The organism is Pseudomonas sp. NPDC089408, assembly GCF_044749445.1.
Taxonomy (GTDB): Bacteria; Pseudomonadota; Gammaproteobacteria; order Pseudomonadales; family Pseudomonadaceae; genus Aquipseudomonas.
The window spans coordinates 128459-147633 of sequence record NZ_JBIVHY010000014.1; the positions used below are offsets into that span (position 1 = coordinate 128459).

The following is a 19175-nucleotide window of genomic DNA, read 5'->3' on the forward strand; positions in this document are numbered from 1 at the left end:
CGGGATCGGCGGCCGCTCGGAATAGCCGTCCCTTTGTTCAGGGCGTAGACTGCCCGGCATGATTTCTAGAGCTGGGGCGCTGATGACGTTGAGTGATGCGGTATTGGTCGTGTTATTGGCTGATCGGATTCATGGCACGGATGCGGCCATCCGATCTGCAGCCAAGCGCTGTGCGAAAAAGCTGCCCCGCAGCCAGCGCGATATCGTGTTCAAGATTGGAAACAGCGCAAATCCGCGGAAACTTGTGGCGCACCTGTGTCAGCACTTGCCTGATTGAGCTCCCAAACGAGGTCGTTTTAACCGGCACCTTGCAAGAGCGCGTGCGCTTTAAGTAAATCCTCGGCTAAATCCGCAGTCTCAGTTATTATTCCAGCACTTGTCCCACGCCTAGGAAGATTATTCATGTCCAAACTTGCCGAATTCAAAGCGCTGGAAGCGCAACTGGCCGCGCAGCTGCAACAGCTGGATGCCATGAAAAACGACTCCGGTTTGAAGCAGGAAATCGAGTTTGAACAGAAACTCAAAGCGTTACTGGAAGAGTACGGCATGGGCCTGCGCCAGGTAATTAGTATTCTGGATCCAGCCAAGGGCCTGAGCGTACCGACCGCGAGTGCGTCCAGCAACAGTCAGCGTAAGCCTCGCGAGGTGAAGCGCTACAAGCATCCGCAGAGCGGTGAGATTGTGGAGACCAAGGGCGGCAACCACAAGATCCTCAAACAGTGGAAGCAGGAGCACGGCTCGGACACCGTTGAGAGCTGGGTGCAGTAATCACTGACTTACTGACAGCAGTAAAAGTCGCGCTGCAGACAAAACAAAGGCCCCGGTTAGGGGCCTTTTTACTGGGTGTGAAATCACACGGTGAGGCGTGTGGGTGTATCCGTGGCTTGATCGGACTGCAAGGCCAACAGGTACTCAGAGGCTTCCCGGGCCTGACCACTGGCGCGGAAAATGGCTCGTTTGTCTTCCTTGAGTATCTTCAGCCAGGACGCCAGGTATTCCTCGTGACGCAACTCACCTGTGGTACCGGTGAGTGCGCAGAGAAACGCGGCGCCCATTTCTGCGACCAGCTCCTCGAAGGCATACGCCGTAGAGCCGAATGCATGCCCGCCGGTGATACCTTCACGGTTCAGACGCGACCGGTGGCCCGACCAGTGTGTCAGCTCATGCAGAGCCGTTGCATAGTAGCTGCCGACGTCTTCGAACTGCGCCTTCGTAGGCAGTTGGATCAGATCACGGATCGGCTGATAGAACGCGTCATCGCTGTAGCGATGCTCGATGCGCGCCCCGCTGGCGATCAGCAGTTGCTCGGCCGGTTCATGATTGATGAAGGTCGCCGGCTCAGTGTGCTCGGTGGAGGCTGGCTCCTCGTCAGGCAAGCCTTCGGTCTGCTCAATGTTGAACAGGCAGTGCGTGCGCAGGATCGCGAACTGCACCAATTTGATGTTGCCCTGTTCATCGCGAACGACCTGGCCGTCCTCATCATGCGCCTCCTTGCTCAACGGTTTGTATAGCACCGCGAGGGTGGATTGCTCGCCCTTGCGCACATGGCCGCCAGCCTTGCGTGCCTGATTGAAGGTCAGCCAGCGATCCTGGGTGAACCCTCGCAGGCGGGCCTCAGCCCACAACAGTGGAACGTTGATGCCGGCGTAGGGCCGCCGGGTAATGGCGTTGATGGGAAATGGAGAGTCAGCGCTCGAACCTGCGGTGGTCCAGGGTTTGATCCAAGGGATTACGCCTTGGCTCAGGGCACTGACGATCTTGTTGGTGACGTCCAGGTAGATATCGGACATGGCGTTCTCCGGTCGTGAAGGGGGGAACGCTGCCCGGCCGGGAAGGGTTCCCGGTGGGGGTAGAGGAGGCTGCGACGGTGCTGAGTGGGTCAGAGGGCGGCGATGTCTACCGCGCTCTCATCAGGCAGTCGGACCAGCAAAAAAGCCGGACCGCTGCGTGGTATGACACGAGCCAGTTGAAGCTGCGGCAGGTGGGCAATTTCTGACGTGCCGTTGCTCTGCAGGTCGAACTGCAGTGCTACGGGACGGTGCAAGGCAAGCGGTGCAGAGGTCAGCGCGCTATTGAGTAGTTCTGCCAAGCGAAGTGCGGACTGTTCAACCGGCTCCTCGCCTGTGGCAGGTTCAATGAACTGCCGCCAGACACCTGGGCTCAGCACAATGGCAGTGGAGAGGTGGTTCATTCTAGACATGGTGGCCTCCGGTTAGCAGGTTCCGCGTCACCTTTCTGAGGTTCGGTGTGGATTTGCCCGATCCGATCAACCCGCCGAGCAGGGAGCGTTTGTCCATTAAAACGCGCCTGAACGTGGGGTCAATCTCGGATTCTGACCTCTTTTGAACGGCTATATCCAGGGCGTTCCAAGGAAGACTATCGGCCTCGAATTCCTGACCAGCGGCGATCTCCACTCAGCCTGAATGTAGTGTGTAAAGCCTCCCGAAAGGCCCGCTAGGTGCCTCTCGGGAAGCGCGAAGTGCTCGCTTTTACGTTCAAGGTTTTCCCGCAGGATCAACCTCGACGGCCAGGTACAGATGGGTAGAGGTGGCCTCCACCACCAGCGATCCTGCAGTGCCGCGAAGGCTGGCTAGAACGGGATCATCGACGTCAAAGTACTCAGTAAAATCATCGCCGCCGAATTCATCGCGAGCGCGACTCCACCAAGTGTCGAAGTCGTCGACGGCAGGGTTGCAACCGGTGGCATAGGCCACGCGTTTACGTCCACCGCCATCTGGTTTGCTTTCGCCAACCTCTGACATGAGGTAGACGCCGTGGTCTTTGACCAATATCACTCTGCAACCGTTGATGCCGGCCTCTGCCAATACGGCGTGAAGTTCAGTACCTGTGAAACGCAGCATGATGAGATCCTCCAGAAGGTGCGGAGGAATGCCACCCATGCGGGAGAATTCCCAGCACTGATATGGATTGGGTTTGGGGGCGTCGAAGACGCCGGCTCAATGAGCTATGGGGGGATTGGAAGGCGTTCATCACCGGGGAACGGTGACCATGCGAGCTGCCGAACGCGAATCGCATTTGGGGATAACCATCACAAACGTGACGTAGCCTCAAAGGTTACGGCTACCTGGGATGCTGGATAACCAGCGATTGCACTTACTCAATATCAGGCCGGCTGGCTGTGGTCAACGGCGGGGCAGGTGCAGAGTCAGGATCCGTGTCCGCATAGTTCCATGGCGATGTTTCAGTCCGCTGCTGAACGATGAGCGGTACTGTTCGCGGGACTGAAAGGAGTAAACTTGAATCTTGGATCCAACGGGCTACCGGCCTGTGGAGGTGTAACATGAGTACCAAAATCCGTCCTCATTCAGTTCCGGGCCTTTTAGGTTCTAGCCTTGGAACAGCCTGGCGAAATTTGGCATCCAAATTAGTAAGCGCTCAAAGTTCGACTCAATTACCGCATAGAAAATTTTGGGTTACGGCAGCTGTTAGACTACTTTGCTTGATTGGCCTTGCTGCAGTAGCTCTCGCCTTTGCTCTGCTGATCATCACCAGCCTGGCAGTTGCTTTGGTTCGAAGCTGGTGGGAGAACGGCGAACCATTGGCGAGTCGAGAAGAATCAGTCCCAGACTCTCTGGGTGCTGACCTCTATATTGGCGATTATGATAGCAACGGCCATTACATAGGTGACTTTAAGTCACCTGATTGATTTTTTGCCGGCACTAGTCAATTGCGCTGTGCCTTTGCTTGCAGCGTCGGTTGCATTCTTACCGCCACTTGCCAACATACTCTGGATCCCGTTACCCACGGCATAACCTGCCCAGCTTAAAGTGCCCACGAACAATGCAGGCAATACAATGAACATTGCCCCCATGACGTACTCGATTACCTGCGCGGTGACTGTTCCGTCCATGAAGCCTGCCGTCGGCAACGACAACAGTGCCTGGTCTGTGGCTGAGACTTGGTTGTATAGCGTTTCCAGCATGCTCGAATCGACCCAGCGCGCAAGCTCCCACCAGAACGTCAGCATGTGCAGGGTGAACAGCGCGAACGTGATCGTCATGAGCGCCTTGAGCTGGTAGGTGCTGATCAGCAGCACCAGTGGCAAGCTGATGATCGTGCCCATGATCAGGAAGGCTTGAACCATGGGTAAGGCTGCACGTAAGGCATTCATTGCTGGGAAATTGCTGAAAGAACCCAGGGCCAGGCCGGTGTTAGTGGCTAGGTTGTTGAGCCCTTGCGTCAGTGAACCGCCCCGAGCACTGCTGCCGTAGTCCTGGAACACTTGCCCGGGTGCCATACTCAATGACTGTTGCCGCGGGCTCACCAGCTCGCGCAAGGTAGCGTCTTCGATCTCGGTGGTGGTGCGCCCAGTCAGCCAGCCCCGCAACTGCGACATCAGCGATGGATCGACCTCGGCCACCAAACGATCACGTAATCCGATGGTGCCATCGCTCCACCACTGCTTGCAGGTGGGATAACCAGCACCGTTGTCGAGCTGGGGCAGAGATGTATCTCTCGTCTCGTCGTATGGCCAATCGACCTTGGGCATTCGCGAGCGATCGGTATCGTAGTAGCCCGGTGTGCTGAGTAGGTAGGTTGAGCCGATCCAGGACGCGTCGTAGCTCTGGGATTCGTCCAAATCGGGCCGATTGGTAAAGAGCCGTGAGCGCGAAAAGCCGTAGCAGTCCCGGGTGAAGTCGGCAACTTCCTGCAGCAGCACCTGGTCGTTGATCCGCGAGCTGTCGATCTCCATCCGCATTGCACGGATGTCGGGTGCACACGGGATCGATGCGGTCGCCGCGGCGGTGATGCCTTTGCTCATGGCATGCACCAGGAACCACCACACGGGCACGTTCGCGGATTTCTCGCCGATGGTGTTGAAAGTTGTGCCCCAAGCCGTGTCCGCTGGTTTGGCCATGGAAACCCCACAGCGCTGGCTCGCCGCATCGTCAAAGCTCACGGAGGACAGGTTGAGCGGAAAGAACGGCATGCAGCCAAACAGTATGACCACGTAGCTCATCCACAGCCTGTTCTCGACGCGAGGGATCGATAACAGCCCCTTGTTGCCCTCGTCGGCACCCTGTTGGCGGGCCGACAGCCATTCCTGCAGGATGATCGCGCCGAACGGAGCGGCGAACAGCCCGGTGTCCGCCAGCGTGTTCCAGATGCCGTTATTGATGATCCAGGCCAGCAGCGAAAGGTAATACTCGAGGTAGCTGTTGGTGCTCATGTTCATGGCTGCACCTCACATACGAGACAGTTCGACCAGGATGATCGAGCAGAAGCCGATCAAGCCCAGGCGCTTCAGCCGTTGCTGATCTGCAGGCGTGGGTCGTCTGCGCAACGCTGCGGCCCAACCGGCGAACATCAGGGTGTACAAGAGCGCGCGCCAGCACGCGAAGTAAGGCGTTGTCACTCGTGCAGGTTCGAGCCAATTCAACTGGGTCACGGACAGGTGCAGCGCCATCCAAGCAATCATCAAGATGCCCAGCATGACACCGAGCACCAGCAGTACACGTGCGAGCGTGAACCTTACCGATAATGAGATCATGGCGTGCTCCTCTCCTGTTCGGCCCGGCGCAGTCGGTCCGGCTCCGGATCGCGCCGATCGATGCTACGCGAGGCGTCGGCGCCGCCGGCGTGGCGATCGAGGACCAGGCTGGCGGTATTGGTGGCCAGCGCCTGGCGTACCTGCAGCTCGGTTTGCAGCAGGCGGATCTCGCGCTCGAGGGTTTCGACGTTGCTGTTGAGGGCACTGGTGGCGGGCTGCGCTGAGGCCACGTTGGGTTCGTGGCTGCCGGCAAACAGCGTGCGCTGTAACAGCATCGCTTTGTAGATCACACTCGATAGCGCGGTCTCGCTGGCCAGGCGTCGGGCCAGCAGGTTCTGGTCGGGGTCGTCGCGTAGCCCCTCGATGACACCGCGGGAGACCTGCAACAATGGGCTGGAGACCTTGCCTAGGTTCTCCGGTGTCGGCTGCTCGGCGCCTGAGACCATGCGTTGCAAGCCTTCAAGATTTTCCGTGTAGGTTTCCTGGATCAGCGGCGACAGCCCGGTACCGGCAGTTATGCGCAGCGTCTCGCAATCGTCGCAGGTCTGAACCTCGGTTTCCCCGAGCACACGCGTCGCCCACTCGGAGGCTTCCTCGGGGCTCGACCAGGCTTGGCAGATTGCGCCATTCTGGCAAGCCGAACCAAGAGCCGAGGGATCCTCGATCGCCCGGTTGTGCAGCAGGTTGTAGCCGGCTTTGACCACGTCCGACGTCACCCGGATGGGTTGCTGGCCGTTGCCACCGGCTTTTTGCCCACCGACCCAACTGACGCCGTTATTGCCGTTGTTGGATTCGGTGTCCTTCACCGCCGTAACGGCATCACCGCCGGACTGCTCGAGGTTGTGCTGCATCTCCTGGTTCTGCGCCAGCGCGCCCCAGCCGGCCTGGTCGACCTTGTCGGCCATCTTCGCCGCCATTGCCTGGCAGGTGAGCTTGGAGCGGTCGAAGTCGATCCGTCCCTGCAGAACACCATTGCTCAGCAGCTCGTACAACCCGGGGTTGGCCCGCTGGATGATCATCGCCGGCAGCGACATGACGGCCTGCGTGGCGTTCTGGATGACGTTGCCCATGATTTGCTGGAAACCCTGGGTGGCGCCATTGAGCTGGTTCTGCAGGGTGTTCGAGAGGTTCATGTTTCCGCACATCATGTTGGCGCGCCAAGACATGCCCACGCCAAGGCCATTGGGTCGGTAGAGCGAGGAGGGCGCTCCTGCCGCTGAACCGCCGCCGATTGTGTACATCACCCGGTCGTCCAGCACCTGAGCCTGGTCACCAAGGTGGTAGCCGTTCTCGGCGGCGTGGCCCACGGCATAGACGAGGAAGCACAGAAATCCGAGGAAGTAGGTCTTCATCATTGGCCTCCGTCAAAATCGATGCTGAACAGGAAGGTCTGGCCCATGCGCTGGCAGCAGCGGTAGGGCCGCCACAGCGACCAGGCATAGGCACCGTCGGCGCTCTGGATCGCTGGGCTGGGGAAGATGGCGCAGGTGCTTTGGATCACCGGCGTGAGCAATTGCCAGCGGTGGTTGTTGACGTTGTTCTCAATCACCGGCTGCGGCGGCCAGTAGCCAGGCGCTGGCATCGGCTGCAGCGGCCGATAGACGTGCGGCTGGCCAACGCGAGTGATGAAGTCGCTGGCGCGCTGCGCCATCACGGCACCGGCCTTGAAATCGTCGGGCTGCACCAGAAAACCGTGACGTGGGTAGACGCTACCCCACATGTCGCCAAGTGCCTGGCTGCCGATCTCGCGCATGCCCGGCACCAGTGCTTGCGGGTAGACAGATTCGGGAATGGCCTGGCGCCACGCCAGCGGGTCGAGCGTGCTGAGGTAATAGGGTGCAAACGGCACGGCACCGCTCGGGCACGCATAGCCGAACGAGTGCGCCAAGGCTGTCAGGGCAGCGCCGCCGGGATGCCCGATGCCATCGACATTCTTGAACCGTGGCAGGTTATCGCGCTGCGGGGAAGGCGTGATCAGGTTGCCACCTCCTTGGGATGCTGACGTCGGTGTCGACAGTGCCGACATCTCGCTCCAAGGGTTGCCGCCAGTGTCGGCGTAACTCGACACCACCAGCTCGGGAATGAAGTGACGGATCTTTGGCGAGGTGCGCACCGTGCAGCCGAACGGCGTGCAGAGCAGCCAGTAGCAGATACCGACGACCCGGTACTCCAGGCACTGCAGCGAAGTGACCGAAGCGATGATGGTCGGGGTGGTCAGTGCCAGGCACTGCTCGGTGGCGATGAGCAGAACCGCCGCAGTGAGCGCACGGCGTCGGTCAGTCTTCCTGGGCTTCGGTAATCTGCAGCGGATGGAGGCGGTCACGTTCATGGGCAACGCTCGGCAGGTGGCAGCGGTGTGCATCCATGCGCCAAGTTTCAGCATCCCGGATCCGGCACTGGAGGAGGGGAGACAAACTGAGCCCAGGTAGATCGGTTTCGTCTGGCGGCTGATTGAGGTGAGCGAGTCAGGCAAATAAGCGAAAGAGTACAAATGTGCTCTTGTCGATTATTTGCTGAACAAAGGGGTTGCGAACAGTCCTGGCGGTATCGGTCACAACATGCCGCGCAGGCAATCGATGTCGGCCGCGACCTGCAGGGCGGCCTCCAGCTCGGACTGCTGGTGCTCCTCCATCAATCGCCAGCGCTGGGCTTTTTCCTCGGGCTCGGTCATGGCCAGAGCGAGGTACAGGCTCGGTGGCACCGCGCGGAACAGCGTCTCCAGGTTCTTCGACAGAACTACGCCCTCGGTGTACTTCCCCGAGGCCTTGCTCGCGGAGAGCAGCAGCGTCTTTTGCGCCGGCGTGAGTTTCTTGAAGCGGGCGATTTCCTCGATTTCCGCCGGCGGCATGTTCAGGCAGATCCACCACTCGATCATGTTGAGCATGGTCTGCGCCGCGTCGGGGAAGTCGGCCAGATTCTGCGTCGCCAGCCAAAACCAGGCGCCCAGCTTGCGCCACATCTTCGTGCCCTTGACCACAAAGGGTGCGAGCAACGGGTTCTTGGTGATGATGTGGCCTTCGTCGGTGACCATGATGATCGGCCGCCCGAGGTACTGGTCGCGTTCGGCGATGTTGTTCACCGTGTTCATCAGGCTGATGTAGCTGATCGACATCTGCGCTTCGTAACCCTCGCGGGCGTAGGTGGCGAGGTCGACAATCGTCACATCGCTCTCTGGCCAGGGCGTGCCGGGCCGGTCAAACAGGGCGCCCTCGAAACCTTGGCAAAACAGGTCGATGGACTCGCCCATCTCCTGGGCGCGCTCCCGGCGTTTGTCAGGCAAATGGGCGTCGCTGGCGACTTGGCGCAGGGCATCGCGGACATGCCGCGTCAGCACCTGTTGTTCGGTCGCTGCGCAGTGCTGGGCGGCATCAAGGATGCACTCGCGGATCAGGCTGCGGTCTGCGCGGGTCAGGCGCGCCTCTTCCTTGGCCTCACCACCGGTGATCATCAGCCGTGCGGTGATCTCCAACTCTCCCAATACGTCGCGCTGCTCATCACTGTCCGGCGCCGTTTCATCTAGGTCTTCGGTCGACAGGCTGGCGACCTGATCCGGGTGCTCGATCAGCCGACGGGCATCGGCGAACGGTGCCAGGCTCAAGCCACTGCCGGGTTTGAGCTGCACCTTGTTGACGGACAATCCGAGCGTGGCGAAGTAGTCGCCCTGCAGGCCAAAGGAGTTGCCCGCTTCAACGATGAACAGCCGCGGCCGGTACACGGCCATGACCTGCATCAGGATCGAAACCAAGGTAGCCGACTTGCCAGCGCCGGTCGGGCCGAACAACAGCAGGTGGCCATTCATGGAGCGGTCGAAACGTGACAACGGGTCAAACGACAGCGGTGCACCCCCACGGTTGAAGAACGTGATGCCCGGGTTGCCGGTACCGATGCTGCGGCCCCAAAGCGGCAGCAGGTTGGCGACATGCTGGGTAAACAACAGTCGGGTGTACCAGTTGCGCGTGTCGCGGGCCGGGTTGTAGACCATCGGCAGCCAGCGCAGGTAGCTGTTGCACGCCGCCACTTCATCGCCCTCGCGCACCGGCTGCAGGCCGGCGCCGAGCAGTACGTTGGCGGCCTGAATCGAGCGCTGGCGCAGCTGCTGTTCATCCGCACCGCGCAGGTACAACGCCAGCGTGCCGCGGTACAGCTTGTGCTGGCGCCCAATCAGCGCGCGTGCTTCCTCCACGTCCTGGCGGGTCTGGGTTGAGGCGAGGTTTTCGCCGATGGCTTTGCGCGCCAGACGGTTGAGATGCTCCTCGAGTACATCCTGAGGCGTGATCACCAGGGTCAGGCTCATGACCGCCTGCTCGGGCAACTGATCGAACAAGGCGTTCAACGCCTCGCCTTTACGCGTTTCGCCGGTCAGCTGGCCGATATGCGGTGGCCTGCGCAGCTTGTCGACCACCATCACGGCGTGTGGCTGTTGATCGAAGTACCATACGCCCTGTTCACTATCGGAGCGGGGTTCCTGGAAGAACAGCCGCTCAGCAAAATCGTGGTCGAATGGCAGCGGCAGCTCCTCGCCGTCGTCCGTCTCCGGATAGGGCACGCGTCGATAGAACGCCGCGGGAGATCCGTCAGTGAGGGCTGGGGAAGGGTTGAACCAGGGCAGCAACCAGGCGTAGAAGTCGCGTCCGGTCAACCGTCGAGGGCTGACCCCGCAGGCCTGCAGCGAGGCCATCAGGCGGTCGCAGGTGCGGCTCAGCAGCTGAGACGGGCTCTGCCCGTCTTCCTCACCCTGGTCCCCGAGCCAGCGGTAGACCACCAGACGAATCCGCCGATTGCTGCCGCGCCAGGGCAGGTGGGACACGACATGGTCGTCGAACAGCCCTCCCGGTTTAGCAAGGGCGTCGAGGTGACGCTGCATCGAAGCGAGGAAGGCTTGGGTAAACGGTGTGCCGAGAGCCCTTGGCGCGATGTAGCGCTCCAGGCGTTCGAGGTACGGGGCAAAGTCACTGTCGTCCTGGCAGAAAAACTGCACCACCCAGGGCGCCTGGTCGAGCTCGTCGAAGCTGTCCTGCAGCGCATCTTCCAGGGCGTCGCGGGCCGCCATCAGCCACTCGGGCTCACGGCCCTCGGTCCCGATCGGCTGCAGCTCGAACACCGCGCCCACGGAGCGGTTGTCGTCGAGCAGAAAACACTGCTCGTCCTCGAGATATTCGACCCAGGGCAGGTGATCGGTAAAGCTGGGATTGTGCGCATACTGGGCGGACTCGTCGGCAAGCGTCGCGCGCCGGCGCTGTGCAGCGCGCCAGGGCTTCCAGCGCGGCGGGTCGTAACTCGGGTCATCGGCCATCACAGATCGTCCAGGCGTTCGCCGGGCAGCGCGTACTGGACCTTCTCGTACAGCGGGAACACGGTCGAGTAGCCTGGCACCGGGGTCTGCTGGGTACCGGCCAGGTGCGGGTACACGTACATGACCAGGTCAGGGTTGGGCAGTCGCGGGAACTGCGCGCGGATCTCGTTGGCTGCAGTGCGCGTGTAAGCGCTTTGGTTGCCTATCAGGCGCTCAGGGTCGAGCACCGGACGGCGCAGTTCGCCACGCGCTTCCTGCAACTGCTGCTGGGAACCGACGGAGCCCCCGCCGTTCCAGATGTCCAGCATGGTTTGATCACCGTGGGGCAGCATTTCCTCCTTGCTGGTGGAGCAGCCGCTCAGGTGCAGGGCGAGCAGCAGACTAATCCAGATCCAGTACCGAAACAGATGGGCTTTCATGGTTCACTCTCCGGCCTTTCGGCTCGTAGTCGATGCTGATCTCGTGATCCAGGTGCAGCGCCACCTTGGCCCCGGGCGGCACGTAGATGGCGGCAAAGGCTTCGCCATAGAGCTTGTTGATCCACTCACGGATATCGCCAATGCCACCGCTGATGACTGAGTTCAGCGCGCTGTTGCCGCTGTTCTGGGTCAAGCCCAGGCTGCCGCCGGCCGAGTTGATGAACGAGGTGTTGGTTTGCTCGCTGCCCATTGCTGCAGCGAAGCCGGCACCGGCTGCGGTGATCAGGCTCTGGCTGCCCAGGTATTGCTGGGCATTGGAGCGGCGCTCCCCAGAAATGCAGGGAATGCCGTAGGGATCGGAGATGTAGCCCAGCCCGCCGCGGATTTTCTCGGTATCGGAGGTTTGGGTGCTGCTGCGATTGCGGCTGACGACCTTCTGCGGCTGTGGCACCGTGCGAACAGTCCCGTCGCTGAAGACAAAGGTGATGGATTCAACCTGGCCGCGCACGCAGGACAACGTCCAGTCGCCGGCGGCGGTGCCGCTCATGACCGCTCCGACCACGTCTGGCAGGTCGATGCCGTTGGCGGTGAGGTTGTCCGGGCCCACCAGTACCTTGAACGGATACGGGTCATTCACGGTGCCGTCCACCGGGACGCGGCCAATCAGCGCGGTCATGGCAATCGAGCCCATCAACGTCGAGTTTTCAGGGATTGTGTAGACGGGCTTGGCGCCCTCGGCGCGGTACTGAGTGTTCTCCAGATCACGCTCGCCTTTGGCGACGGCACGCAAACGGTCCTGGCCTCGATCAATGGCGTTGTTGTCCAGGCCGTGCAGGTCCTTGAAGGTCGACGTCAGCGATGACAATGGACCGTCGGCCTTCCCAATGCCCTCCTGCCCGGTGCGCGCATTCGACGGCTCGATCCACTGCACTGCGTCAGCCGCCGATTGCGCACCCGAAAACTGTTGCTCGTCGCCCGGCTCAAGGCCAAAGCCTGCGGGGAGATCGGACTTGGAGGCCGGCTTGTTGGTGAGCTGGTCCTTGAGCCTGGACAGCAGGCCCTGGGTTTCGCGGTGCTGCTGTTCGGCCTTCTGCCGGGCATCGTTGGCCTGCTGGCGCTGCTCGGTGACCTGCTGGGTGACGCTGTTCAAAGTGCTCTGGATGCGCGTGTCGACATTGCCTTCGCGCGAGCGCAGTCGGTTGTTCTCGGTTTGCAGGGCATCGTTGCCTTTCTTCAGCGTCTGCATCTCACTGCGCATCGCCTTGACCTGGCCGATCAGGGTGGCCACGGTGTCGCGAGGAGTGTCGCCCGCGATGCCCAGGGCCTTGGCCTGTTCCGCGCTGAGCGTGGTTTTGTCCGGATCGCGAGTGAGCTGGCCGTCCGGCGCGGCCATCCAGGATTTGCCGATGATCAGTACGATGCCGAGCAGGACTCCGGGTACCAGGAACTTCAGCAGGCCATTAGCTTTCATGATCGGCAGCCTCCGTCGTTGGCGGGGGCAACAGCATGGCGTGCTTCAGGTCGCTTCCGCGGGTGACGAGGTAGGCCACGGTGGTGTCTTCAGGCGTACCGGCGAGGCCGAGATCAGCGTGTTGGAACGTCGCGGCGTACAGCGTGGCCTGCAGGTGACGCGGGTCCAGCGCGACCTTGCCGGGGCCGCGGTTCACGATCTTTACCGCCGTTACCCAGTAGTCGCCCAACCGCCACGCAGCAAGCGCCTTGATCGAAACCCGCTCGGTCGGCAGCAAGGTGCTGAACGCGATGGAATCGGTCAGCGGCACACGCCGCACGCCAGGCAAAGGCGCCACGGTACGCAGAGGTGCATAGAGGTTCTGTGCAGCATAACGGGTAAGCACCACCGGTACCGGCGTCGCAGAGGGGGCTGCATCCTTCTCAGTCTTCGCATCCGGCGCCTGGATCTGGGTCACGATCTTGACCGGTTCCAGCGCCTCGCTGCCCTCAAGCGCCTCGATATCGATCAAGATGATGTCGCCCGTCTTCACCGACTGCAGCTGCAGCCGGGTAGTGGGGAGCGCTTCGGCGGCACGCAGATACACCGTACCCGCGACGGATTGCACGCGCAGCTTGCTGGCGATCGCACTGGGCAGTCCAACGCGAACGTCTTCATCGAGCATCAGGACCCGCTCTTGGCCCACCGTGAGCGGAACGACCAAGGGCAAGCGTTCCCAGTATTTGACCTCGACGGCGCCGACTGCTGAACACCAGCCGCTGACCATCACCAGAATCAGGATCAAGACACGCATCATCACGCACCTCCCGGCAGTGTCAGCTTCTGCGGTGTGCCTTCGTAGCAGTCCAGCGCCAGGCCCCATTTGTTGCGCTCGGGATCGACGTCGAAGCGCACCACGCGCAGCGGATAGCGCACCACTACGCGTTTCACCGGCTCGGCGGCGTAGTACTCGTCGGCATTGAGGTCGAGCTTGACCAGCCAGCTGTGCTTATCCAGCTGCTTCACCCGCAAGTCGGGGTCGTCGCTGTAACCGCGGCCCAGCACCTCATACACCCCGCGCACCCGGCCACGCAGCTCGCCGGCGGCCTTGCGATATTCGAAGTCACCGTCGAAGAACGTCTTGCAGGCAGGTGTCAGGTAGGGCTGCAGGGCAAAGATGGCGCGGTGGTAATCGACCTCACCGTCGGTGGGCCAGCGGTTGAGCTGGCCGAAGATGTACAGGGCGAAGGCGTAGATATTCTCGGGCGGCACATCCCACCACTTGCGCGTGCTGCCTGAGCGCAGATCCGGTGGTACGTGAATGGTGAGCTCGGAGGGCGCGGCCTGCCAGCCGTACCACAGCCCGCCGCACAGCAGCGCCAGGATGGCCGCGGCCAGGCGCAGGCTGAAAATATGCGCTTGCTGCGCATCCACCTTGTTGCGGAAGCGGCTCATGGGAAGGTCCTCCTATGCCGGCGAGTCCGGCGCACGGCCCACGGCCCCGAATGCAGGATCAGTTGGTGCGAACCGATGCCCCAATGCACCGCCACGTGCCACTGCAGTCGCCGGTACAACCAGGTTTCGGGGCGGGCACGCTTGGCCCGGCGCAGCAGCTTGCCGCCGCCAAGCAACACCAACGCCATGCACAAGAACATGCAGGTAGGGAGAGTCGCGATGGAGGCGGTGGTCACCGCCAGCGGCGCTCCGAGGATCACGCCCAGCGCGGCACCGACGATCAGGGCGACCCACATCTCGTCGTTGGTGAGGCCGCGCAGGACGGCCGGGTCACGGTTGAGACGCTCCGGCAGGAAGGTCAGTGTGCCGTCAGGCAGAGTGGCAGGGGCGTCGGACATGTTGACCTCACAGAATCGTCGCGGCTTTGGTGAGGAACCACAGAATCACCACCACCAGCAGCGCGCCGACGCCGACTACGGCGCCGAGGTCCTTCCAGGTCTTACGCTGGTTCTGTACGTCGGCGTAGACGGTGAGCGAATGCCAGGCCACGCCCAGGAAAGCGAGGGTGGCGATCAGCAGGCCGAGCAGGATGCCACCGTCGTAGGCGTAGTTTTTGATGGTGTCGATCAGGCCCGAACCTTCACCCCGGGAGGGTGCCTCCATAGTCGGCAGGTCAGCCCTGGCGAACGTCGAACTCAGCAAAACCAGACCGCTGCACAGGGCTTTTGAACAGATGTCCCGCGCCAGAGGGAGCGGGCGTTGGCAATAGTGGGAGAGTTTCATGGCACGGTCTCCGGGTTACGACAGCATGAAAAACATCAGCACGATCAGGGCGAGGGCTAGGCGCAGCGTGCTGCCGCCTAGCGCACCAAAATTGAGGTTTCCGGCCGCCCAGCCGCGGTAGCTGGCCCACAGTGCCCAGGTGCACCAGAGCAATGCGAGCACCAGCACCGATGAGCGCCACAGCACCGAACTGAGCTGCGGGGTAAACCCGGCCACGGCTGAGAACGCACTCAGTTGAGCGTCAGTCATGCTCATTGGAAGGCCTCGGCTGGGGCGCTTCAGCACGATAATCACCGGCTAGCTCGACCAGATCGGCCGGTTGCGCGCGGGAGGGTGACAGGTATCGGTGGATGCCTTGATTAACAAGCTCAAGGTCCGCAGCAAACCTTGTGTAATCAAAGCTATAACGGGATCCAGCGGTATCGACTGAGCCGCTGCTTGCGCGATTGGCCAATTGCCCCATAGCAGTGATCTGCCGCTGTACAAGACCCAAATCCGATCGCTCGCGAACATCTTGGGCCGCGACACCTAATGTCACAAAAAAAGAGATGAGCAGTGAGTAGGGGGTGAGGTTCATGGCAAGATCCAGAAGAGTATCTGGGGCTCACTGTAATAAGTTGGCCAGCATTTGGCATGAGTCAAAAGGATTGGCGGAACATCAATTTAAAGGATTTTGGGGTTCGGCGGGGGGGGGCTTTGATTTAGATATGTTAGAAGGCGTAGGTTTATGCGAAGATAGCACCGTCGTAGTTGTAGTTGCCGGTCGTTGAACTGCGCAGGGTTAGTTACGGATTAAACTGGTGAGTGACTGCTGCGGCCCGAAAAGTGTTGTGAAGGACTGCAGCAGTTCTACTGTTTTCTCAAGTTGTCGATAGCGGTGCGATGCACTTGCCTTCGAGATGGATGTATTTGAACTTGACGCCCTCGGTAGATTCTTTAAAAACCGCATCTAGGTCATCGAAGGATGCTGCAACGATGGCTTGGAAATTTGTCTGATTTGCTAGCATCCGAAAAAGTGCTTGCTGGCTTTTAGTAGCCATCGAGTGTTGTCCGGGTTCATCCATCATGATAAAGCCGGGATGATTTCCCGGGATGTCCCTACTTGAAGCCGTCTGATAGAGAGCCATGATGTAGCTCCATATGAGTCTCACGAAATCACTTGCGCTGGAGTTTTGAGCCATGTTTCCATTACGCGCTGCCTGTGCTTTGGTTTTTGCATCGCTGGGAGAATCTACAATTTCTCGAAGCTCTAACCGAGATAGCTGAGGTAGAAGGGTGTCTTCGTTGAAGACGATGTCTTCAATTTCCGCGCTAAGATAATCGAATTCACCTGCATTGCCGCGAAAGTGCTGCGAAAATCGTCGGATGCGTTTCTTGTCTTCATCCGTATACCGGTCTTTGGGCAGATTTTTTCTCTTGTTTTGGTTGGTCTTGAACTCGAGTGAGAGCTTATGTAGTACTGTAATGGCATCTTCGAGTTGGTCGGAGAATTCTTCTAGTTTTTCGATCTCCCACTCGACCAAGACTTGCTTTTTAACGGCGGCTTGGGAGACGGCGCTTCCTCTGGTTGCATCTCTTCGCAAGGAGCTAAGTATTGATCGCTCTTTTTCTAACTGTGCCGCAAGGTTTCGGCATATTATTTCTGCGTCGCGAATTTTTAACTCAATGCCTGCTTCTTGTTTGGCAAGCATCTTTGCTTGGCTTTCTAGGTAGTGGATGTTAGTGTCAATATCCATCGCCGTTCCGGTGAGGTTTATGCTCACCAATGAGTCTTCGATGTGCTGATGACATGTTGGGCAAGAGTCTTCTGCAGCATGTATGTGCTTGCTTGCGCCATATTCTCTTAGCTTTTTCGTGGTTTTGTTTCGAGTTAGTTCTTCTTGGGTTTGTTGCTTGATTTGGATGTGAGCGCTAAGAGTTGAATTGTAGATTGTTAGGTTGCTGAGAGACGTTTCATAGTCGGCTGCTAGTTTGGTTACTGCGGATGTTTGCTTTTGTAGTTCTTCGGAAATTAGAGATCCAGTTGAGCCGTTCTCTGGATTTATTGCTAGATCTAGGTCTCTGTATTTTTTCTTCAGTGTGGCGATAGTTGTGTACAGGTTAGATTGCTCGCCGTCCGCTATCCGTAATGCTTCAACCTTGTTCTGATCGAAGTCAGATGTTATGCGTGTTGATAGTCCAGTTAGGCTTAGTCTAAGGAGAGAGGCTTGCGATGAGATCTCTTTCTGCTTTGAGGTCCAGTCGTTATGAAGCTTGACTGATTCCAGATCAAGCTCCATACGCTTCGATTCTTGCTCAAACACCCCTAGGCCGAGCAGAAACTCTACAACTCGTACGCGAGCATTACTCACGCTGTAGTAGGGGATGTTGGCGATGTAGTCTGTCCAGCCGCGCTTTTGCTCTATAGCTAACGCCGCGAAGATCGCCTGGAGGTACAGCTTTACTTGCTTTCCGTTAGAGTCATGAACCTTGGGCAGCTGAAGACCAAGGAAGCTCTCAAGATAAGTGAAGAATCCTTCTTTATAAACGGCGCTGTAGTTGTCGTGGATGAATTTGTAGCTTACTTGCTTAGTATCGCTCTCAGAGGAGGCTGCCTCTGACACCTCGGCCAATTTTGTATTATGATTTGCGCTTTTGATCCATCGTCTGATAGTGCTGACTCTTCCTTGGCGATTTTCAATCTCAATGGTGACATAAGACTCTGATATTGCATGCTTCTTTTCGTCATGAATTACATAGTCTCGGACAGCATAGGAAAGTGCGGCTTCCCCTTTGCCGCCTACAAGCTCCTCCATTCCGAGTGAGTATAGTAGGCAATTTACAATAGTGCTCTTCCCAGAGGAGTTTGAGCCCCGAATGATATTCAGTCCCTTTTGGAAGTCTGTAGAAAACCCAAAATTCCCGCCTGAGCAGATGATGTTTATGCAGAAAGACTTGATGTACATGCTCTATTCCCAATCCCTGGCTGTTTTTGCGACCATTTTCTCTGTAAGTTTTTTACCAATTTTGTCTAGTTGAGCCTTTTCAGTTGATAGAAATTTTGGGTCGCTGGCAATTTCTGATAAGAATTCTTGCCCTGCTGGCAGGATTACAATCCCAGTTTCATCTGATTTGAGAATGTCTTCTTCTGAGGCTATTTGAAGGGCTACAGCCAGTGCTGGGTCAAATCCCCAGACCGGTATCGAAAGTTGCTTGTTTTGCGTTGCAGCCTTCAGGTCCTCAATTCGGGAGTCTTTTTTTAAGGCCCAGTTGATTAGGTGTAGCTTTAATAGGCTGCATTTTTGTGCTCGGCCGCAAGTGTCGATAATAAGTAAACACTGGGCTATTTTGTACAACGGCCTATGTTCTGCTAGAACCGGGGCGGGGCGCGATGTAAACTTTAGTGTGGCCATTTTTAGTTACTCGCTATAGTCAAGCTGACAAGCGCCCAGCCAGTATGATATTTCATTGGCTACAATCTTTGATGCTAGTGCGTAATCTACGGATGGACTTGTTTCTCGTATTAGGAGTTCTGTAAGCTCGCTGCGAATTTTTTCAGTCAATACGTCCGGGGTGGCGTTAAGGGTGTCTGACCATTCTGCGACATGTTGATGAAAAGCAGAAAGTAATCTTTTTACTTTTTGATATATTAGCGGAGATGCCTTATTCAGTTCGTCATGAAATTTGTTATATCTAAGGAAGCCGTCCAAGGTGGATGAATATAAGCGCTCGACTTTAGATTTGTGAGCAGGGTTCTCCATGTCAAACTCGACCTTGCGAAAGCCAGCTGCGACCCTGGCAATGGTCTTCCGCAAGATGTTTTCTTCGTAATCAATGCTCTCAGTGTCTGGGAACGGCAGGTCGAGAGTTATTCCTGGGATGTGGAGTGCCTTGCCCTGCATTGCTTGGAAACTATGAATGTCTTTTTCATAGTGCTCAGCAGTGTGTAGGTCGATTCTGAAATCAGGGTGAATCGCCCCTGGTTTCGTAGACACCTCCAAGCCTCATAATGAGGCCCAAATAGGAGGTGCCATGAGTCGTCAGCGTTACCCCGAAGAATTCAAGATCGAAGCGGTCAAGCAAGTGACCGAGAAAGGCAAACCCGTCGCCGATGTCGCCCAGCGCCTGGGCATGTCTGTGCACAGCCTTTACGCCTGGATCAAGGTCTACAGCAAGCCCCAAGAGCAGGGTCAGCAAGACGAGGATCAGCAGGCCGAACTGCGCAAGCTGCGCGCTGAACTCAAGCGCGTGACGGAAGAGCGAGACATCTTAAAAAAGGCCGCC

The 19175-nt window shown here is 58.6% G+C and carries 23 protein-coding genes; 4 read left to right on the forward strand and 19 right to left on the reverse strand.

Going from position 1 to position 19175, the window contains the following annotated elements; genetic code table 11:
• Positions 1-82: 82 nt before the first annotated feature.
• Both ACIP02_RS20920 and ACIP02_RS20925 read left to right on the forward strand, forming a co-directional pair.
• On the forward strand, positions 83-277 hold the full coding sequence (locus ACIP02_RS20920; protein ID WP_279840644.1) for a hypothetical protein: 195 nt from the start codon (positions 83-85) through the stop codon (positions 275-277).
• A gap of 125 nt (positions 278-402) precedes the next feature.
• Positions 403-768: a histone-like nucleoid-structuring protein, MvaT/MvaU family gene (locus tag ACIP02_RS20925; protein ID WP_400619995.1), complete on the forward strand. Its 366-nt coding sequence runs from the start codon at positions 403-405 to the stop codon at positions 766-768.
• An 83-nt stretch (positions 769-851) separates the two neighbouring features.
• Here ACIP02_RS20925 and ACIP02_RS20930 read toward each other — a convergent pair whose 3' ends face one another.
• The 3 genes from ACIP02_RS20930 to ACIP02_RS20940 all read right to left on the reverse strand — a co-directional run bounded on the left by ACIP02_RS20930 (position 852) and on the right by ACIP02_RS20940 (position 2861).
• Positions 852-1790, reverse strand: a complete 939-nt coding sequence (locus tag ACIP02_RS20930; protein ID WP_400619998.1) for an ArdC family protein — start codon at positions 1788-1790, stop codon at positions 852-854.
• An 89-nt stretch (positions 1791-1879) separates the two neighbouring features.
• Entirely contained in the window at positions 1880-2200 is a 321-nt protein-coding gene (locus ACIP02_RS20935) for a hypothetical protein (protein ID WP_400620001.1), read from the reverse strand.
• 295 nt (positions 2201-2495) lie between these two features.
• Entirely contained in the window at positions 2496-2861 is a 366-nt protein-coding gene (locus ACIP02_RS20940; protein WP_400620004.1) for a DUF3085 domain-containing protein, read from the reverse strand.
• 440 nt (positions 2862-3301) lie between these two features.
• Between ACIP02_RS20940 and ACIP02_RS20945 the strand changes: the two genes are divergently transcribed.
• Positions 3302-3667 carry a hypothetical protein gene (locus tag ACIP02_RS20945; RefSeq protein WP_400620007.1) on the forward strand — a complete coding sequence of 122 codons (366 nt, stop codon included), beginning with the start codon at positions 3302-3304 and terminating at the stop codon, positions 3665-3667.
• On the opposite strand, the gene ACIP02_RS20950 is transcribed toward ACIP02_RS20945, so the two are convergent.
• The 16 genes from ACIP02_RS20950 to ACIP02_RS21025 all read right to left on the reverse strand — a co-directional run bounded on the left by ACIP02_RS20950 (position 3656) and on the right by ACIP02_RS21025 (position 18886).
• Entirely contained in the window at positions 3656-5197 is a 1542-nt protein-coding gene (locus ACIP02_RS20950) for a conjugal transfer protein TraG N-terminal domain-containing protein (protein WP_400620010.1), read from the reverse strand. The two genes, ACIP02_RS20945 and ACIP02_RS20950, sit on opposite strands and share 12 nt — an antisense overlap.
• A 9-nt stretch (positions 5198-5206) precedes the next feature.
• A complete protein-coding gene (locus tag ACIP02_RS20955; RefSeq protein ID WP_400620013.1) occupies positions 5207-5512 on the reverse strand; it encodes a hypothetical protein in 306 nt (101 codons plus the stop codon).
• Positions 5509-6864, reverse strand: a complete 1356-nt coding sequence (locus ACIP02_RS20960; protein WP_400620016.1) for an integrating conjugative element protein — start codon at positions 6862-6864, stop codon at positions 5509-5511. The genes ACIP02_RS20955 and ACIP02_RS20960 overlap by 4 nt, the downstream gene beginning before the upstream one ends.
• Complete coding sequence (locus tag ACIP02_RS20965; RefSeq protein ID WP_400620019.1) at positions 6864-7841, reverse strand: TIGR03756 family integrating conjugative element protein; 978 nt, start codon at positions 7839-7841, stop codon at positions 6864-6866. The genes ACIP02_RS20960 and ACIP02_RS20965 overlap by 1 nt, the downstream gene beginning before the upstream one ends.
• 222 nt (positions 7842-8063) lie before the next feature.
• The gene (locus tag ACIP02_RS20970; RefSeq protein ID WP_400620022.1) at positions 8064-10805 is read right to left on the reverse strand and encodes a conjugative transfer ATPase; all 2742 of its coding nucleotides are present in this window, start codon (positions 10803-10805) and stop codon (positions 8064-8066) included.
• Positions 10805-11224: a TIGR03751 family conjugal transfer lipoprotein gene (locus ACIP02_RS20975; RefSeq protein WP_400620025.1), complete on the reverse strand. Its 420-nt coding sequence runs from the start codon at positions 11222-11224 to the stop codon at positions 10805-10807. Before ACIP02_RS20975 ends, ACIP02_RS20970 begins: the two co-directional genes overlap by 1 nt.
• The gene (locus ACIP02_RS20980) at positions 11187-12695 is read right to left on the reverse strand and encodes a TIGR03752 family integrating conjugative element protein (protein WP_400620028.1); all 1509 of its coding nucleotides are present in this window, start codon (positions 12693-12695) and stop codon (positions 11187-11189) included. Before ACIP02_RS20980 ends, ACIP02_RS20975 begins: the two co-directional genes overlap by 38 nt.
• On the reverse strand, positions 12685-13491 hold the full coding sequence (locus ACIP02_RS20985) for a TIGR03749 family integrating conjugative element protein (protein WP_400620031.1): 807 nt from the start codon (positions 13489-13491) through the stop codon (positions 12685-12687). The genes ACIP02_RS20980 and ACIP02_RS20985 overlap by 11 nt, the downstream gene beginning before the upstream one ends.
• Complete coding sequence (locus ACIP02_RS20990; protein ID WP_400620034.1) at positions 13491-14129, reverse strand: PFL_4703 family integrating conjugative element protein; 639 nt, start codon at positions 14127-14129, stop codon at positions 13491-13493. The genes ACIP02_RS20985 and ACIP02_RS20990 overlap by 1 nt, the downstream gene beginning before the upstream one ends.
• Positions 14126-14527: a TIGR03750 family conjugal transfer protein gene (locus ACIP02_RS20995; RefSeq protein WP_400620037.1), complete on the reverse strand. Its 402-nt coding sequence runs from the start codon at positions 14525-14527 to the stop codon at positions 14126-14128. The genes ACIP02_RS20990 and ACIP02_RS20995 overlap by 4 nt, the downstream gene beginning before the upstream one ends.
• A 7-nt stretch (positions 14528-14534) precedes the next feature.
• Complete coding sequence (locus tag ACIP02_RS21000; RefSeq protein WP_400620040.1) at positions 14535-14912, reverse strand: TIGR03745 family integrating conjugative element membrane protein; 378 nt, start codon at positions 14910-14912, stop codon at positions 14535-14537.
• 15 nt (positions 14913-14927) lie between these two features.
• The gene (locus tag ACIP02_RS21005; protein WP_400620043.1) at positions 14928-15167 is read right to left on the reverse strand and encodes a TIGR03758 family integrating conjugative element protein; all 240 of its coding nucleotides are present in this window, start codon (positions 15165-15167) and stop codon (positions 14928-14930) included.
• Positions 15154-15489, reverse strand: coding sequence for an RAQPRD family integrative conjugative element protein (locus ACIP02_RS21010; protein ID WP_400620046.1), 336 nt, complete (start codon positions 15487-15489; stop codon positions 15154-15156). The genes ACIP02_RS21005 and ACIP02_RS21010 overlap by 14 nt, the downstream gene beginning before the upstream one ends.
• A gap of 283 nt (positions 15490-15772) precedes the next feature.
• Positions 15773-17857, reverse strand: coding sequence for a hypothetical protein (locus ACIP02_RS21015; RefSeq protein ID WP_400620049.1), 2085 nt, complete (start codon positions 17855-17857; stop codon positions 15773-15775).
• Positions 17858-17860: 3 nt separating this feature from the next.
• Positions 17861-18304, reverse strand: a complete 444-nt coding sequence (locus ACIP02_RS21020) for a hypothetical protein (protein WP_138031821.1) — start codon at positions 18302-18304, stop codon at positions 17861-17863.
• A gap of 6 nt (positions 18305-18310) precedes the next feature.
• Complete coding sequence (locus ACIP02_RS21025) at positions 18311-18886, reverse strand: hypothetical protein (RefSeq protein ID WP_400620052.1); 576 nt, start codon at positions 18884-18886, stop codon at positions 18311-18313.
• A 37-nt stretch (positions 18887-18923) separates the two neighbouring features.
• Here ACIP02_RS21025 and ACIP02_RS21030 point away from each other — a divergent pair.
• On the forward strand, positions 18924-19175 hold a 252-nt coding region (locus ACIP02_RS21030), incomplete at its 3' end, for a transposase (protein ID WP_400620055.1).